13 protein-coding genes are annotated in these 14,502 nt (G+C 70.9%); 7 read left to right on the top strand and 6 right to left on the bottom strand.

What is annotated here, in order from left to right; genetic code table 11:
* The first annotated feature begins 18 nt into the window (after window positions 1-18).
* On the top strand, window positions 19-2,202 hold the full coding sequence (locus ACIBX3_RS17890) for an MMPL family transporter (RefSeq protein ID WP_397118130.1): 2,184 nt from the start codon (window positions 19-21) through the stop codon (window positions 2,200-2,202).
* Here the strand turns inward: ACIBX3_RS17890 and ACIBX3_RS17895 are convergent.
* Window positions 2,171-3,082, bottom strand: a complete 912-nt coding sequence (locus ACIBX3_RS17895) for a GNAT family N-acetyltransferase (RefSeq protein ID WP_397118132.1) — start codon at window positions 3,080-3,082, stop codon at window positions 2,171-2,173. The genes ACIBX3_RS17890 and ACIBX3_RS17895 overlap by 32 nt on opposite strands.
* Before the next feature lie 31 nt (window positions 3,083-3,113).
* Here ACIBX3_RS17895 and ACIBX3_RS17900 point away from each other — a divergent pair, with 31 nt between their 5' ends.
* Window positions 3,114-4,016, top strand: coding sequence for a lactonase family protein (locus ACIBX3_RS17900; protein ID WP_397118134.1), 903 nt, complete (start codon window positions 3,114-3,116; stop codon window positions 4,014-4,016).
* A gap of 3 nt (window positions 4,017-4,019) precedes the next feature.
* Here the strand turns inward: ACIBX3_RS17900 and glpK are convergent, their stop codons facing one another.
* Window positions 4,020-5,480, bottom strand: coding sequence for a glycerol kinase GlpK (gene glpK / locus ACIBX3_RS17905; RefSeq protein WP_397118136.1), 1,461 nt, complete (start codon window positions 5,478-5,480; stop codon window positions 4,020-4,022).
* A 145-nt stretch (window positions 5,481-5,625) separates the two neighbouring features.
* Between glpK and ACIBX3_RS17910 the strand changes: the two genes are divergently transcribed.
* On the top strand, window positions 5,626-6,651 hold the full coding sequence (locus ACIBX3_RS17910; protein ID WP_397118138.1) for a 6-phosphofructokinase: 1,026 nt from the start codon (window positions 5,626-5,628) through the stop codon (window positions 6,649-6,651).
* Window positions 6,652-6,784: 133 nt separating this feature from the next.
* Here ACIBX3_RS17910 and ACIBX3_RS17915 read toward each other — a convergent pair whose 3' ends face one another.
* Both ACIBX3_RS17915 and ACIBX3_RS17920 read right to left on the bottom strand, forming a co-directional pair.
* Window positions 6,785-7,546 carry an MHYT domain-containing protein gene (locus ACIBX3_RS17915; RefSeq protein ID WP_397118140.1) on the bottom strand — a complete coding sequence of 254 codons (762 nt, stop codon included), beginning with the start codon at window positions 7,544-7,546 and terminating at the stop codon, window positions 6,785-6,787.
* Between the two features lie 120 nt (window positions 7,547-7,666).
* On the bottom strand, window positions 7,667-8,533 hold the full coding sequence (locus tag ACIBX3_RS17920) for an MHYT domain-containing protein (protein WP_397118142.1): 867 nt from the start codon (window positions 8,531-8,533) through the stop codon (window positions 7,667-7,669).
* A gap of 117 nt (window positions 8,534-8,650) precedes the next feature.
* On the opposite strand from ACIBX3_RS17920, the gene macS reads away from it, so the two are divergent.
* The 3 genes from macS (at window position 8,651) to thiI (ending at window position 12,223) form a co-directional block, all read left to right on the top strand.
* Window positions 8,651-9,745 carry a MacS family sensor histidine kinase gene (gene macS, locus ACIBX3_RS17925; protein WP_397118144.1) on the top strand — a complete coding sequence of 365 codons (1,095 nt, stop codon included), beginning with the start codon at window positions 8,651-8,653 and terminating at the stop codon, window positions 9,743-9,745.
* 558 nt (window positions 9,746-10,303) lie between these two features.
* On the top strand, window positions 10,304-10,945 hold the full coding sequence (locus ACIBX3_RS17930) for a response regulator (RefSeq protein WP_397118146.1): 642 nt from the start codon (window positions 10,304-10,306) through the stop codon (window positions 10,943-10,945).
* A gap of 81 nt (window positions 10,946-11,026) precedes the next feature.
* On the top strand, window positions 11,027-12,223 hold the full coding sequence (gene thiI, locus ACIBX3_RS17935) for a tRNA uracil 4-sulfurtransferase ThiI (protein WP_397118148.1): 1,197 nt from the start codon (window positions 11,027-11,029) through the stop codon (window positions 12,221-12,223).
* A gap of 1 nt (window position 12,224) precedes the next feature.
* Here thiI and ACIBX3_RS17940 read toward each other — a convergent pair whose 3' ends face one another.
* Both ACIBX3_RS17940 and aroF read right to left on the bottom strand, forming a co-directional pair.
* Window positions 12,225-12,512 carry a YiaA/YiaB family inner membrane protein gene (locus ACIBX3_RS17940; protein ID WP_397118150.1) on the bottom strand — a complete coding sequence of 96 codons (288 nt, stop codon included), beginning with the start codon at window positions 12,510-12,512 and terminating at the stop codon, window positions 12,225-12,227.
* Between the two features lie 121 nt (window positions 12,513-12,633).
* Window positions 12,634-13,665, bottom strand: a complete 1,032-nt coding sequence (gene aroF / locus ACIBX3_RS17945) for a 3-deoxy-7-phosphoheptulonate synthase (protein WP_397118152.1) — start codon at window positions 13,663-13,665, stop codon at window positions 12,634-12,636.
* A 233-nt stretch (window positions 13,666-13,898) separates the two neighbouring features.
* Here aroF and ACIBX3_RS17950 point away from each other — a divergent pair, with 233 nt between their 5' ends.
* Window positions 13,899-14,495 carry a molybdopterin-dependent oxidoreductase gene (locus ACIBX3_RS17950; protein ID WP_397118153.1) on the top strand — a complete coding sequence of 199 codons (597 nt, stop codon included), beginning with the start codon at window positions 13,899-13,901 and terminating at the stop codon, window positions 14,493-14,495.
* Window positions 14,496-14,502: the final 7 nt, after the last annotated feature.

The following is a 14,502-nucleotide window of genomic DNA, read 5'->3' on the forward strand; positions in this document are numbered from 1 at the left end:
TTTTGATCGGGGAGTCCGATGACCGTCAACACCCGGGCCAGGCCCGTCCACGAGACGACGACCGGCCCGCCGCTGCGCAGGCTCGGTTTCCTCCTGGTACGCCGCCGCCGGCTCGTCCTCGCCCTGGCCCTGCTCGCCCTGGTCGCCGCCGGGGCGCTCGCGGCGGGCGCGGTGCCGAGGCTGTCGCTGTCGAGGTTCGAGGCGCCGGGTTCGGAGTCCGACCGGGCGCAGGCCGCGCTCGCCGAGCGGTTCGGCACGGGAAGCCCCGACATGATCTTCCTGGTGACCGCGCGGACCGGCACGGTGGACGAGCCGGCCGTCGAGGCCGCGGGCAGGGAGCTCACCGCGCGGATCGCCCGCGCCGGCGACGTCGCCGAGGCCGCCTCCTACTGGACCCGCGGCAAGCCGGCCACGATGCGCAGCGAGGACGGCAGGCACGCGCTGATCGTGGTCCGCATCCCCGGCGACGCCGACCACGTGCGTGCCCAGGTGTTGCCCAGGCTCGTCCCCGACATCTCCCGGGGCACGGACCTGCTCCAGGTGCGGGCCGGGGGAGGGGAGGAGGTCTTCAGGGAGACCGTGCCGCTGTCCCGGCAGGACTTCGTCCGGGCGGAGCTGATCATCTTCCCGATGGCGTTCGGGCTGCTCTGGCTCTACCAGCGGCGCGCCATGGCGGCCCTGGTGCCGATCCTGGCCGGGCTCTTCGCGATGGTGATCGGGCTGGCGCTGCTGAACGGCGCCCTGGCGTTCGCCGACATCTCCACGTTCGCCCTGAACCTGACCCTGGCCATGGGGCTCGGCCTCGGCATCGACTACTGCCTGTTCGTGATCCAGCGCTTCCGCGAGGAGACGCGGGCCGGCAAGGACCGGGCGGCTGCGGTGGCGGGCGCGGTGGAGCACGCGGGCCGGACCGTTCTGTTCAGCGGGCTCACCGTGGCCACGTCGCTGGCCGTGCTGTTCGTGCTGCCGTTCGACTTCCTGCGCTCCTTCGCGTACGCGGGCATCGCCGTCGTCATCGGCGGCCTGGTCGCGGCGGTCCTGGTGCTGCCCTCCGTGCTCGCCACCGCCGGCGGCACGATGCTGCCCAAGAGGCCGGAGAGGCCGGAGCGCGATTGGGGGTTCTGGCACGGGATGGCCACCCGGGTGATGCGACGGCCACTGGTGGCCGGCGGCCTGGCCACCGCGCTGCTGCTGGTGCTCGCCTCGCCGTTCCTGGGCCTGCGCTTCGGTGTGGCCGACGACCGCGTCCTGCCCCTGGAGGCGTCCTCCCGGCAGACCCAGGAGGTCGTTCGCCAGTCGTTCCCCGCCGAGGAGACCGATGCCATCCAGCTGGTCTCCCGAGGTCCCGTGACGGCCGAGGCCGCGCCGTACGCCACGGCCCTGTCCAGGCTCCAGGGCGTCGCCCAGGTCGACTCCGCCGCCGGCTCGTACGCCGACGGGCGGCGCGTCGGCGACGGCGATCCGGCCAGGTTCCGCGGGGAGGGCACGTGGCTGTCGGTGGTCCCGTCCGCCGCGGCCCTGGCCGACGACCCCGTACGGCTCGTCGAGACCGTGCGCTCAGTGGAGCCGCCGTTCGAGGTCCTGGTCGGCGGCTATCCGGCCGAGCTGGCCGACTACCGCGCCTCGGTCGTGGACCGGCTGCCGCTGGTGCTGGCTCTCATGCTGGGCGTGACGTTCCTGGTGTTGTTCCTCATGACCAGGAGTCTGATCATCCCGCTCAAGGCGACCCTGCTGAACGTCCTCAGCCTCGGCGTCATGTTCGGCGCCCTCGTCTGGATCTTCCAGGACGGCAACCTGTCCGGCCTGCTCGGCTTCACCGCGACCGGCACGCTGGACGCGAGCATCCCGATCCTCATGCTCTGCGTGGCCTACGGCCTGTCGATGGACTACGAGGTGTTCCTGCTGTCGCGCATCAAAGAGGAGTACGACAGGACCGGCGACACCGAACAGGCGGTGGCCGCCGGCCTGCAGCGGGGCGCACCCTTGATCACGGCGGCCGGCGGCATCCTGGCCCTCACCTTCGCCGCGTACGCCACCGCCGAGGTGATGTTCGTGCAGATGCTGGGCGTCGGCATGGCGGTGGCCGTGCTCGTGGACGCGACCGTGATCAGGGCGGTGCTGGTGCCGAGCCTGATGCGGCTGGCGGGTCCGCTCAACTGGTGGCCGCGTCCTAGAGATCGCGTGCCCACCACTGCTCGGTGAGCTCGATCCCGTTCTCCGCCCCCTTCTCCTCCGACACCAGCTCGAATCCGGCTGCCTGGTAGATGCGCCGCGCGCTCACCAGGCTGCCGCGCGTCCACAGCGTGATCCGCTTGCAGCCCTCCGCCTTCGCGTGCCGCAGGCACTCCTCCACCAGCCGGCGCCCGATGCCCATGCCGCGCGCGGAGGGCTCGACCAGCAGCATCCGCAGCTTGGCCGTCACCTCGTCCTCGCGCACGTAGAACACGCACCCGGCGCGCTCTCCGCCGACCTCGGCGATCCACCCGGCGTCCTTGGAGAAGTCGAGATCGCCGACGATCTTGGCGACGGTCTGCTCGAACGCCGTCCCCCAGCCGTACTCGCGGCTGTAGAGCTCGCCGTGCCGGTAGACGACCCAGCCCAGGTCCCCGGTGCGCGGAGGCCTGATCACGTACGGCTCCCGCGCGGGCTGCGCGGCCAGCAGCCCGCGGATCGCCGCCATGCCGGCGACCAGCCGCTCCTGGTCCGCGTCCGGCAGCCGGGACAGCAGCCGCTCGATCTCGCCGGCCGAGCGCCGGTCGAGCTCGGCGAAGGTGCTCGTGCCCGCGGGCGTCAGGCGTACGAGCTGCTTGCGCGCGTCGGTCGCGGACCGCTCGCGCTCGACCAGCCCGTCGCCCTCGAAGCGGGCCAGGATCCTGCTGAGGTAACCCGCGTCCAGGTCGAGCAGGGCGCGCAGCTCGCCGGTCTCCAGCCGCTCGGCGTGCGCGAGCTCGAACAGCACCCTCACCTCGGTCAGCGAGTACGGCGAGTCCAGCATCCCCGCCTGGAGCACCCCGATGACCTTCGTATAGAACCGGTTGAAGGCCCGGACCTCGGAGACCCTTGCTTCTGTCAACGAACTCATTGCTCCAGTCAACCATGAGAGGATCGCCCCTGTGAAGCAACTGCGCATCGGCGGATACGGCCCGGGCATCGTCACCATCGGCGGCGACCTCACCCGAGTCGCCGCGCCCTCGTTCCTGACCGCCCACCCCTCCCTGCCGGTGCTGTACGCCGCCGGCGAGCTCGAGCGCGGCTGGCTGACCGCCTACGACGCCCGCGACGGGCTCGAGCCGCTGGACGAGCGGCCCAGCGAGGGCCACAGCCCCTGCCACGTGGCCGTGGATCCCACCGGCCGCCTGCTCGCCGCGGCCAACTACATGGACGGCACGGCGATCCTCTACCGGCTCGACGCGCGGGGCGCGTTCGAGGGCGACCCGATCGTGCTGCGCCACAAGGGCTCGGGGCCCGACGCCGAGCGCCAGGAGGGTCCGCACGCCCATCAGGCCGTCTTCCACGACGGTCTCCTGCACGTCTCCGACCTGGGCACCGACGAGATCCGCCGTTACCGCTACGACGGCACGCCGCTGGAGCCGATCGTGCTGGCCCCCGGCACGGGCCCGCGCCACTTCGCCTTCGCCGGAGACCGCCTGTACGTCGCGGGCGAGCTGGCCGCCACCGTCACCCTCATCGACGGCGACCGGCGCACGACCGCCCCGGCCTCCCGCCAGGAGGGCCAGAACTTCCCCTCCCACCTGCAGCTCGACGGCGACCTGGTCTACGTGGCCAACCGCGGTCCCAACACGATCACGGTCCTGCGCGCCGCCGACCTGTCGCCGGTGGCCGAGGTGCCCTCCGGCGGCGACTGGCCCCGGCACTTCGCCATCGACGGCGACCGCATGTACGTGGCCAACCAGTTCTCCAACACCGTGACCGTCTTCGCGCTGCGTGACGGGATCCCCGAGCCGGCCGGCGAGGCGTACGAGGTGGAGAGCCCGGCCTGCGTGCTGATCGGGTAGGCGTCAGGGCCGGGCGGACGCCAGCCGCACGGCCGCGCGCCACCGTTCGTAGGCCGCGTCGTCGCGCTCGCCCGGCTCGAAGCGCCGCTCCAGCTGCCACGTCTTGCGCAGCTCCGTCTTCGACGCCCACACCCCGGACCCCAGCCCGGCCAGGAAGGCCGCGCCCAGCGCCGTCGTCTCCTGGATCACCGGCCGCTCCACGGCCGCGCCCAGCTGGTCGGCCTGGACCTGCATGAGCAGGTCGTTGGCGCTGGCCCCGCCGTCGGCCTTGAGCACCGGCACCGTGCCCCCGGTCATCACCTCGACCACGTCCCGCACCTCGTACGCGATCGCCTCCAGCGTCGCCCTGACCAGGTGCGCCCGCGTCGTGCCGCGGGTGATGCCGGTGATCAGCCCGCGCGCCTGCGGATCCCAGTGCGGCGCCCCAAGCCCTGTCAGCGCGGGCACGAAGACCACGCCGCCGCTGTCGGGCACGGTGCGCGCCACGGCCTCCGACTCAGGCGCCGTCCCGATCAGCCCGAGCCCGTCGCGCAGCCACTGCACGGCCGCGCCGGTCACGAAGATCGACCCCTCCAGTGCGAACGTCCGCGCCCCCGACGGCTCCTGCCAGGCCACCGTGGTCAGCAGCCCCGACTGGGAGCGGACGATCTCGCCGCCGGTGTTGGTCAGCACGAACGAGCCCGTGCCGTAGGTGCACTTCACATCGCCCACGTCGAAGCACGTCTGCCCGAACAGCGCCGCCTGCTGGTCGCCCGCCACGCCGCTGATCGGCAGCTCCAGCCCCAGGAACGCCGACGGGTCCGTGGACCCGAGCGGCCCGTGGTTCGGCACGATCTCCGGCAGCGCCTCCCCGGGCACCCCGAACAGCTCGCACAGCTCGGGCTCCCAGCCGCCGGACCGCAGGCCGTACAGGAGGGTGCGCGAGGCGTTGGACGGGTCGGTCACGTGCCGCGCACCCGCGGTGAGCCTGGCGATCAGGTAGGAATCCACCGTCCCCACGGCCACATTTCCGGACTCGACGCCCGCCCACGCCCGCGGGTCGTGCTCGGCCAGCCAGGTCAGCTTCGTGGCCGTGAAGTAGGGGTCGAGGCGCAGCCCGGTCAGCTCGGACACGCGTGGCTCGTGCCCGGCCGAGCGCAGCCGCTCGCAGATGCCGGCCGTGCGGCGGTCCTGCCAGACGATCGCCCGGCGCGGCGCGGCCAGCGTGCGCCGGTCCCACAACACCGCGGTCTCGCGCTGGTTGGTGATGCCCACGCAGGACGGCCGGTCGCCGGCGGCGCGCAGGGCGGCGGCGCAGGCCGACAGCGTGGCCTGCCAGATGTCCTCGGGGTTGTGCTCCACCCAGCCCGGCTCGGGGAAATGCTGGGCGAACTCCTCGTACCCCTTGGCTGCGATCTGCCCGTTTTCTGTGACAACGAGCGCAGTGACCCCTGTTGTCCCGGCGTCAATGGCCAACACACTCACGAATTTCACTCCTACGGCGGGTTTCGTTCGCGGACCTGGCGTTTGGTCTAGACCACTGCCCACGGAGGCGGGCAGAATGCGAGTCTGAATACAGAGGTCCTAACACTGAAGGTTCCGGTTCGTGAACCCCATCGGGAGGAACCCCATGCGTATTGGTGTGCTGACAGGGGGCGGCGACTGCCCCGGGCTCAACGCCGTGATCAGGGCAGTGGTCCGTAAGGGGGTGAGCGTCTACGGCCACGAGTTCGTCGGCTTCCGCGACGGCTGGCGCGGTCCCCTGGAGGGCGACACGATGCCGCTCGACATCCAGGCCGTGCGCGGCATCCTCCCGCGCGGCGGGACCATCCTGGGCTCCTCCCGGACGAATCCCATCAAGATCGAGGGCGGCGTCGACCGGATCAAGGAGAACCTGGCCTCCGGCGGCGTGGACGCGCTGATCGCCATCGGCGGCGAGGACACCCTCGGCGTCGCCAAGCAGCTCTACGACCGCGACGTCAACGTCGTGGGCGTGCCCAAGACGATCGACAACGACCTGTCGGGCACCGACTACACCTTCGGCTTCGACACTGCCGTCAACATCGCGGTGGAGGCCATCGACCGCCTCCACACCACCGCCGAGTCCCACCACCGGGCGCTCATCTGCGAGGTCATGGGCCGGCACGCCGGCTGGATCGCGCTGCACGCGGGCATGGCGGGCGGCGCCAACGTGATCCTCATCCCCGAGAAGCCGTTCGACATCGACCGGGTCTGCGAATACGTCGAGTCCCGCTTCCGCACGCGCTACTCGCCGATCATCGTGGTCGCCGAGGGCGCCCACCCCATCGAGGGCCAGATGGAGCTGCAGGCGGGCGAACTGGACGCGTTCGGCCACGTCCGGCTGGGCGGCATCGGTGAGGTGCTGGCCAAGGAGATCGAGAAGCGCACCGGCAAGGAGGCCCGCACCACGGTGCTCGGCCACATCCAGCGCGGTGGCACCCCCACGGCGTACGACCGGGTGCTGGCCACCAGGTTCGGGCTGCAGGCCATCGACGCGGCCCACGAGGGCGACTACGGCAAGATGGTCGCCCTGCGCGGCACCGACATCGTCCGCGTCGGCCTCGACGAGGCCACGGCCGAGCTCAAGACCGTGCCGGTCGGGCGTTACTCCGAGGCCGAGGTCTTCTTCGGCTAGTTGAAAGTGGCTTGCAAGCGGCGGCCGTACCTTTGAGTCAGCGGGGTTTCCGCTACAACCCGCTCAAAGGTACGGCTTGCGCCGCAGAAGTCGGCGGCCCACTACGCGTCGCAAGCCGTACCTTCCGCGATATCTAGTGCCGGGGCGTGCCGAAGAGGTCAACCTCGGGCGGCGCGCCCTCGTCGCGTCTGCGCAGCCGCTCCCGGAACTCCGCCTCGCTGCGCAGCTCCTTCTCCGACGGAGACAGGATGACGGTGAGCAGCAGGCCCACGGTGATCACGCTGATGCCGACGATCAGCGGCAGCAGGAAGTCGATCGCCTTGGCGCCGGACAGCACGACCAGGTCGCCGTGGACCCGCACCGACATGGAGGACATCCCCGTGTAGTGCATGCCGCAGACCGCCACGCCCATGACCAGGGCGGCCGCGCCGATCTTGAGCGCGCCGCTGACCCGCAGCGTGAACCAGAGCGCCACCGTCGCGGCCGCGATCGCGATCAGGATCGAGAGCGACACCATCACGGGGTCGTAGGTGACGTGGCCGGACATGTTCATCGCGGCCATGCCGAGGTAGTGCATGCTCGCCACGCCGCAGCCCGTGAGAATGCCGCCGGCGAGCAGGAACGCCAGGCGCTCGCCGCCGTACGAGGCGAGAAACAGCCCCATGCCCACGACGACGACGGCGATGAGCGCGGAGAGCGCGGTGAGCGGCACGTTGTAGCGGATCACCGTGCCGCCCACCGAGAAGCCGAGCATCGCGATGAAGTGCATGGTCCAGATGCCCGTGCCGCCGATCGCGAACGCCGCGCCGACGAGCCAATACTTGCCCTCGCGGCCGCCGATGAGGCGCGCGCGCGACGTCAGCAGCAAGCCCAGCATGGAGCCCACGCTGGACATGATGTAAGCGAGAACCGGCGTTAAAAGCCCAAACGAAAAATGGTCAATCGGCGACATATCCCCCACCCATCCCTTACGCACCGATAAGGGAGTATGAACAGGGAGTCGCCGTGCGCGCAACTATCTTCTGCGGACCGGCATGGATTCCATTTCTTGTCTGACCGGAATCGGTGGCGCGTTGTAAGCGAGTTGTTGCTGCTGGTGGGCGGTGCGCCGGCGCAATTCCAGCTTGGCCACGAGTTCGGCGTCTTCGTGCAATTCCTGCTCGGACGGGGACAGGAGCACCATGAGCAGCATGGTCAGCGTGATCAGGCTGATCACGGTCATGAGCGGGACGAGGAAGTCGAGCGCGTCGGCTCCCGCGATCATGCCGGGCTCGGGGTCGACGGTGACGTGCATGGCGTACATGCCGGTGTAGTGCATGCCGGATACGGCCACGCCCATGACGAGGGCCGCGGCGGTGATCCAGATGGGTTTCTTGACCCGGAGGGTGAACCAGAGTGCCACGGTCGCGGCGACCACGGCGATGCCCACGGAGGCGGCCACGATGACGCGGTCGTAGGAGACGTGGGCGGACATGTTCATCGCGTACATGCCCAGATAGTGCATGGAGGCCACACCGAGCCCCGTCAGCAGGCCGCCGCCGAGGAGCGCGGCGAACCGGCCCCCGCCGTACGAGACCAGGAACAGGCCGGTGCCCACGACCGCGATCGCCACCAGCGCCGAGGCCACGGTGAGGGGCACGTCGTACCGGATGGGGGTGCCCTCCACGTCGAAGCCCATCATGGCGATGAAGTGCATGACCCAGATGCCGGTGCCGCCGATGGACACGGCCGCTCCGAGCAGCCAGCGCACCCGGGCGCCCCCCCGGGAGGCGTGGGCCTGGGCGGTGAGCCGAAGGCCCAGCATCGACCCCATGCAGGACATCACGTAGGCGAGCACCGGCGTGAGCAGGCCATGGGTGAAATGATTTACAGCGGAGGTCATATCGCGGGAGTCCTTGTGGGGGTTAGGGATTACCGGATTATGCCGTCTGGGATGTCCCATTTATAGAGATATCACCACTACGTGTCAACTTGCATGTCGGAAACATGAGAGGGCCTCATGGGTATCGAGGGCCCGTTCTGGCGGGCGATCGCGGTCTACCGCGTGGCGTCGCTGGTCTACGCGGTCGTGCTCATGGCACAGCAGCGCGGCTATGAGCAGCCGGTCGCGGGCTGGTCGGTGATCGGCGTGATGGCGCTGTGGACGGCGTGCTCGACCTACGCCTACTCCGTCCCCGCGCTGCGCCGCCGGCCTTTACTGGTCCTGGACCTGCTGGTCACGATGGCGTGTCTGCTGGCCACCCCGTACGTGCAGGGCTCCCTGCAGGGCGGCGCCGGGACCATGCCGGTCCCCGCGACATGGGTGGCCGGGCCCGTTCTGGCCGCGGCCGTGCACAGCGGGCGGCGCGCGGGCGCGGCTGCGGCCGCCGTGGTGGCGGCCGGCGACCTGTGGCTCGTCCGCGCGCCCGACGAGCCGGTGGTGATCAACGGGGTGGTCCTGCTGTTCCTCGCGGGCGTCGTCGTCGGCCACGTGGCCCAGCTGGCCAGGCAGGCCGAGGAGCGCATGCAGGAGGCCGTCGAGATGGAGGCCGCCCAGCGGGAGCGCGACCGCCTGGCCCGCGACATCCACGACTCGGTCCTGCAGGTTCTCGCCCTGGTCCAGCGGCGCGGGCGGCAGATCGGCGGCGAGGCGGCCGAGCTGGGACGCCTGGCGGGGGAGCAGGAGGCCGCGCTGCGCGAGCTCGTCGCCGCCCGGCCCGCACCCCGGGGCACGATCGACCTGCGCTCCCTCCTGCTGCGGCACGGCTCGCCCGAGGTGACGGTCTCCACTCCGGCGACCCCCTTGCTCCTGCCCGCCGACATGGCCAGGGAGATCGCCGCCGCGGTCAAGGCCGCCCTGGACAACGTCCGTGCGCATTGCGGGCCGCAGGCGCGTGCGTGGGTGCTGGCGGAGTCCGGGGAGGGGACGGTGACGGTCAGCGTCAGGGACGACGGGCCCGGCATCCCGGACGGCCGCCTCGCCGAGGCCCGTGCCAATGGCCGCCTGGGGGTCGCCGAGTCGATCCGGGGGCGGGTGACGGAACTGGGCGGGGAGGTCTCGATCGTCAGCGTCCCGGGCCAAGGGACGGAGGTCGAGATCACCCTCCCCACCTGACGCCCACGGCCCGAGCGGCCTGCACCCTGCTCACCCACCGCCGCCACCGCGCCCACGCGCCGCCCCTCCCACACGACACTGCCATCTTGCCCGTCTTGCGCTGCCGTCTTGCGCCGCCATGTCGCGCCGCTGGGCCGCTGGGCCGTGCCGTCGTCTCGTGCCGTCGTCTCGTGCCGTCGGATTGTGCCGCCATCTTGTGCCACCATCTTGTGCCGCTGGGTCGTGCCGGCGGGCTGTGCCGTCCGGTCGTGCCGTCGTCTCGTGCCGTTGACAGGGTGTGTGCACGACGCGCTGCTCCGGCCCAGGAGCGCCTGCGCCGCGCCTGGTCGTCCGCGTGGCGGCTGCCTCGGCGGACTGCGCCCGTCCCGTGCCGGGTCCACGCTGTTCTGGCCTGTCCCCCCGCCGCTTGTCGGCGGCGTCGTCCGGGGCGGCCCGGCGGGTGCCGCCCTTTCCCCTTCGGTCCTGGTGGGCGCGGCGGTCCACGGTCCGGTCCCGTGGGCGCCGACCGTTCGCCCTCATGCCCCCGGGGCGGACGGCTGAGCGGTTTAGAGTTGCGGCATGGTGCGGGTCATGGTGGTGGACGACCATCCCATGTGGCGTGACGGCGTCGCGAGGGATCTCGCCGAGGCGGGCTACGACGTCGTGGCCACCGTGGGAGAGGGCCGGCAGGCGGTCAGGGCCGCCGGCGCGGTGCGGCCGGACGTTGTCGTGCTCGACCTGCGCCTGCCCGACATGGCGGGTGCGGAGGTGGCCGCCCGGCTGGCCGAGGTCGAGCCGCCGCCCCGGGTGCTGGTGTTGTCGGCCAGCGCCGAGCAGGACGACGTGCTGGAAGCGGTCAAGGCGGGCGCGTCCGGATATCTGGTGAAGTCGGCCAGCCGGGAGGAGTTCCTCGACGCGGTACGCCGCACCGCCGAGGGCGACGCCGTGTTCACCCCGGGACTCGCCGGCCTGGTCCTCGGCGAATACCGCAGGCTGGCCGCGCAGAACGTCCCGAGCGACGGGCCGCGCCTGACCGAACGCGAGACGGAGGTGCTCAGGCTGGTCGCCAAGGGTCTGTCGTACAAGCAGATCGCCGACCGCCTGGTGCTCTCCCACCGCACGGTCCAGAACCACGTCCAGAACACCCTCGGCAAGCTCCAGCTCCACAACCGCGTGGAACTGGTGCGATATGCGATCGAGCGAGGACTGGACGCGGACTAAACTCAATGGGGCTCGGCGTTGCCAACAAGGCGTGCCATTTCCCCGTTGTCGGTCTTAGGGCGATTTCCCGGAGGTTCCACCATGACGATGTCCGCCCTGGGCGAGCCGTGCGTTCTGCTCAAGCTGGGCGAGATCGTCCTCAAGGGCAAGAACCGCGAGCTGTTCGAACGCCGCCTGATCGCCAACATCCGCGACGCGCTGCAGAGCCTCGACACCAAGGTCGACGTGCGCAGGCGCCACGGCGTCATCGCGATCCTCCTGCCCCAGGGCGCCACCGTCGAGCAGGCCGAGGCCGTGGCCCAGCGGGTCGCGGACGTGCCGGGGCTGGTCTGGATCCACCGGGCCTGGCGGGTCGCCAAGGACCCCGACGCCGTGCTCAAGGCCGGCCTGGAGCTGGTCGGCGAGAGCGAGGAGGTCAAGCGCGGCGCCCGCTTCGCGGTCCGCTCGCGCCGCCGTGACAAGCGCTTCCCGCTGCGCTCCAACGAGCTCGACCGGCTCGTCGGCGGCGCGATCAACGACGAGTACGGCCTGCCGGTCGACCTGAAGAACCCCGAGCTGACCGTCTACATCGAGGTCGACAGGGACGAGGTGTTCGTCTTCACCGGCGGCATCCCCGGCCAGGGCGGCCTGCCGGTCGGCACCAGCGGCCGGGCGCTGGTGCTCATGTCGGGCGGCATCGACTCGCCGGTGGCGGCGTACCGCATGATGCGGCGCGGGCTGCACGTCGACTTCCTGCACTTCTCCGGCATCCCGTTCACCACGTCCGAGTCGATTTACAAGGCGTACGCGCTGGTCAGGAAGCTCGACAGGTTCCAGGGCAAGTCGCGGCTGTGGGTGGTGCCGTTCGGCAAGGCGCAGCAGTCGATCCGCACCTCCGGCCAGGACCGGCTGGCGGTGATCTCGCAGCGGCGGCTGATGCTCAAGACGGCCGAGGAGGTCGCCCACCGCATCAAGTCCTCCGCGCTGATCACCGGCGACGCGCTCGGTCAGGTCTCCTCGCAGACCCTGGCCAACATCACCGCCCAGGACAACGCGGTGGACCTGCCGATCCTGCGGCCGCTCGTGGGCTGGGACAAGACCGAGATCATGGCCGAGGCCCGGCGCATCGGCACGCTGGAGATCTCGGAGCTGCCCGACGAGGACTGCTGCTCGCTGCTGGCGCCCAAGCGCGCCGAGACGCGGGCGAAGATCGAGGACCTGAAGCAGATCGAGAAGCGGCTCGACGCCGAGGAGCTGTGCGTGCAGCTCGCCGACTCGATCCAGGAGTACACCCTGTAGGTCAGGCGTCGACCTTGAACGGGTCGTGCTCGGCCAGCAGCTTGTCGAGCCTGGCCTGGTCGACCCGGTTGGTCACCTCCGACAGCTCCTGCCGGTCGCGGACGACCTTGCAGAGCGTGATCGTCGAGGTGACCAGGTACAACAGGCCGAGCCCCAGGAACGCCCTGACCCACCCGGCGGTGGGCAGGTAGGCCAGGGCGATCACCATGGACGCCAGCGAGATGGCGAACGACAGGATCGCCTGGACGTAGAACGCGGTGGTCTGCGTGGGCTGGATGGGTTTCGTCATGCGGCCATCGTCGCGCCCGGATCCCGGGCGGCGTATGGGATGAAGTACTCAAGTTACCGCTGAGTACGACCGGCGGGCTGGTGGCGCGGCCGGTCGTACCCCATCACTCCTGGCAAGAGGGTCAGGCGGCGACCGTGGCGGCGGCGGACTTGCCGAGCAGCGGCGGGAAGTCCGTCATGACCTGGGCCAGCTCGCCCAGGTCGGTGTCGACGAGGGCCTGGGGCCCGTCGCAGAGCGCCTGCTCCGGCTGCGGGTGCACATCGATGATCACACCGTCCGCGCCCACCGCGATGGCGGCCCGGGTCAGCGGCAGCACCAGGTCGCGCCGGCCGCCCGAGTGGGACGGGTCCACGATCACCGGCAGGTGCGACAGGCGCTGCGCCACCGGCACGGCCGAGACGTCGAGCGTGTTGCGGGTCGCCTTCTCGAACGTCCTGATGCCCCGCTCGCACAGGACGATGTCCAGATTGCCGCGCTGGGCGACGTACTCGGCGGCCATGAGCCACTCCTCGATCGTGGCGCTCATGCCCCGCTTGAGCATGACCGGCCTGCCGGCCGCGCCGACCGCCTGCAGCAGTGCGAAGTTCTGCATGTTGCGGGTGCCGACCTGCAGCATGTCCGCGTACGAGGCCACCAGCTCCACGTCGTGGGCGTCCACCACCTCCGTCACGATCGGCAGGCCCGTCTCCTCGCGCACGTCCGCCAGGATGCGCAGCCCCTTCTCGCCCAGCCCCTGGAAGGCGTACGGCGAGCTGCGCGGCTTGAACGCGCCGCCGCGCAGCAGCGTCGCCCCTGCCGCCTGCGCCATCCTGGCCGCTTCCAGGGTCTGCTGGTGCGTCTCGACGGCGCACGGCCCCGCGATCAACGTCACAGTGTCGGGACCGATCGGCACGCCGCCCACGTGGATCGTGGAGCGTTCCGGATGGTTCTCCCGGCTGACCAGTTTGTACGGCGTGGACACGCGCATGACGTCGCGCACGCCCCCCATGCCGCGAAGCCCGGCCTCGTCGAGCTGAGTCACGTCGCCGACCAGGCCGACGATCGTCCGTCGTACGCCCTTGCTCACGAACGCCTCGACCCCGGCCGCCTGGGCGACCGCCACGATCGACGCGAGATCCTCGGACGTGGCCTCCGGCCCCATCACGATCACCATCTCAAATCCTCCTCGGAAACACAGAAGGCCCCGGGTCCTGTCGGACCCGGGGCCTTCGTTCGCCTGTCTGCTAGCGCAGCGTCAGATGGCGAACGGACTCGGGTCCGTCGCCATACCAAAACAGGAACGCGGTGCGCATAGGCCGTAATCGTAGCGCACGGCACCCGGGCGCGAGCCGCGAACCATCCGGTGGCAGGATGGCCCAAGACGCGAGACCGGTGAGGGGAGTGATCGTGGAGGAGTCGCGCCTGCCTCCAGGCCAGTACGTCCCGCGCGGCCGACCCGTGATCCACTACGGCAGGGTGCCGCAGTTCAAGCCGGAGAGCTGGGACTTCCGCGTCTTCGGCGCCACCGCGTCGGGCGAGGAGCACCGCTTCGGCTGGAGCGAGTTCGAGTCCCTGCCCCGCACGACGCGCGTCGCGGACTTCCACTGCGTCACCAAGTTCTCGCTCATGGCCAACGAGTGGCGCGGGGTCGCCCCGGCGACGATCATGGCGGCCGCCCCGCCCGACCCGGGCGTGCGGCACGTGATGATCTGGGCCGAGTACGGCTACAGCGCCAACCTGCGCATGTCGGACTTCGCGGCGCCCGACACGTTGTTCGCCATGGAGCTGGACGAGAAGCCGCTCAGCCCCGACCGGGGCTACCCGCTGCGGATCGTGGTGCCGCACCTGTACGCGTGGAAGAGCGTCAAGTGGGTGCGCGGCATCGAATACCTCCTCGAAGATCGCCGGGGCTTCTGGGAGGAGCGCGGCTACCACAACATCGCCGACCCGTGGCACGAGCAGCGCTACTCCTACCAGGAAGAACCCGGCGAGGGACCTCCGTGATCCCCGC

The organism is Nonomuraea sp. NPDC049480 (genome assembly GCF_044465905.1).
GTDB lineage: Bacteria > Actinomycetota > Actinomycetes > Streptosporangiales > Streptosporangiaceae > Nonomuraea.

Excerpts from the sequence above, each read along its gene's own strand:
- thiI (WP_397118148.1), top strand. The coding sequence starts at position 11,027 with ATGACGATGTCCGCCCTGGGCGAGCCGTGCGTTCTGCTCAAGCTGGGC.
- aroF (WP_397118152.1), bottom strand. The coding sequence starts at position 13,665 with ATGGTGATCGTGATGGGGCCGGAGGCCACGTCCGAGGATCTCGCGTCG.
- ACIBX3_RS17940 (WP_397118150.1), bottom strand. The coding sequence starts at position 12,512 with ATGACGAAACCCATCCAGCCCACGCAGACCACCGCGTTCTACGTCCAG.
- ACIBX3_RS17910 (WP_397118138.1), top strand. The coding sequence starts at position 5,626 with ATGCGTATTGGTGTGCTGACAGGGGGCGGCGACTGCCCCGGGCTCAAC.
- ACIBX3_RS17890 (WP_397118130.1), top strand. The coding sequence starts at position 19 with ATGACCGTCAACACCCGGGCCAGGCCCGTCCACGAGACGACGACCGGC.
- ACIBX3_RS17920 (WP_397118142.1), bottom strand. The coding sequence starts at position 8,533 with ATGACCTCCGCTGTAAATCATTTCACCCATGGCCTGCTCACGCCGGTG.
- macS (WP_397118144.1), top strand. The coding sequence starts at position 8,651 with ATGGGTATCGAGGGCCCGTTCTGGCGGGCGATCGCGGTCTACCGCGTG.
- ACIBX3_RS17895 (WP_397118132.1), bottom strand. The coding sequence starts at position 3,082 with ATGAGTTCGTTGACAGAAGCAAGGGTCTCCGAGGTCCGGGCCTTCAAC.
- ACIBX3_RS17915 (WP_397118140.1), bottom strand. The coding sequence starts at position 7,546 with ATGTCCAGCGTGGGCTCCATGCTGGGCTTGCTGCTGACGTCGCGCGCG.
- ACIBX3_RS17930 (WP_397118146.1), top strand. The coding sequence starts at position 10,304 with ATGGTGCGGGTCATGGTGGTGGACGACCATCCCATGTGGCGTGACGGC.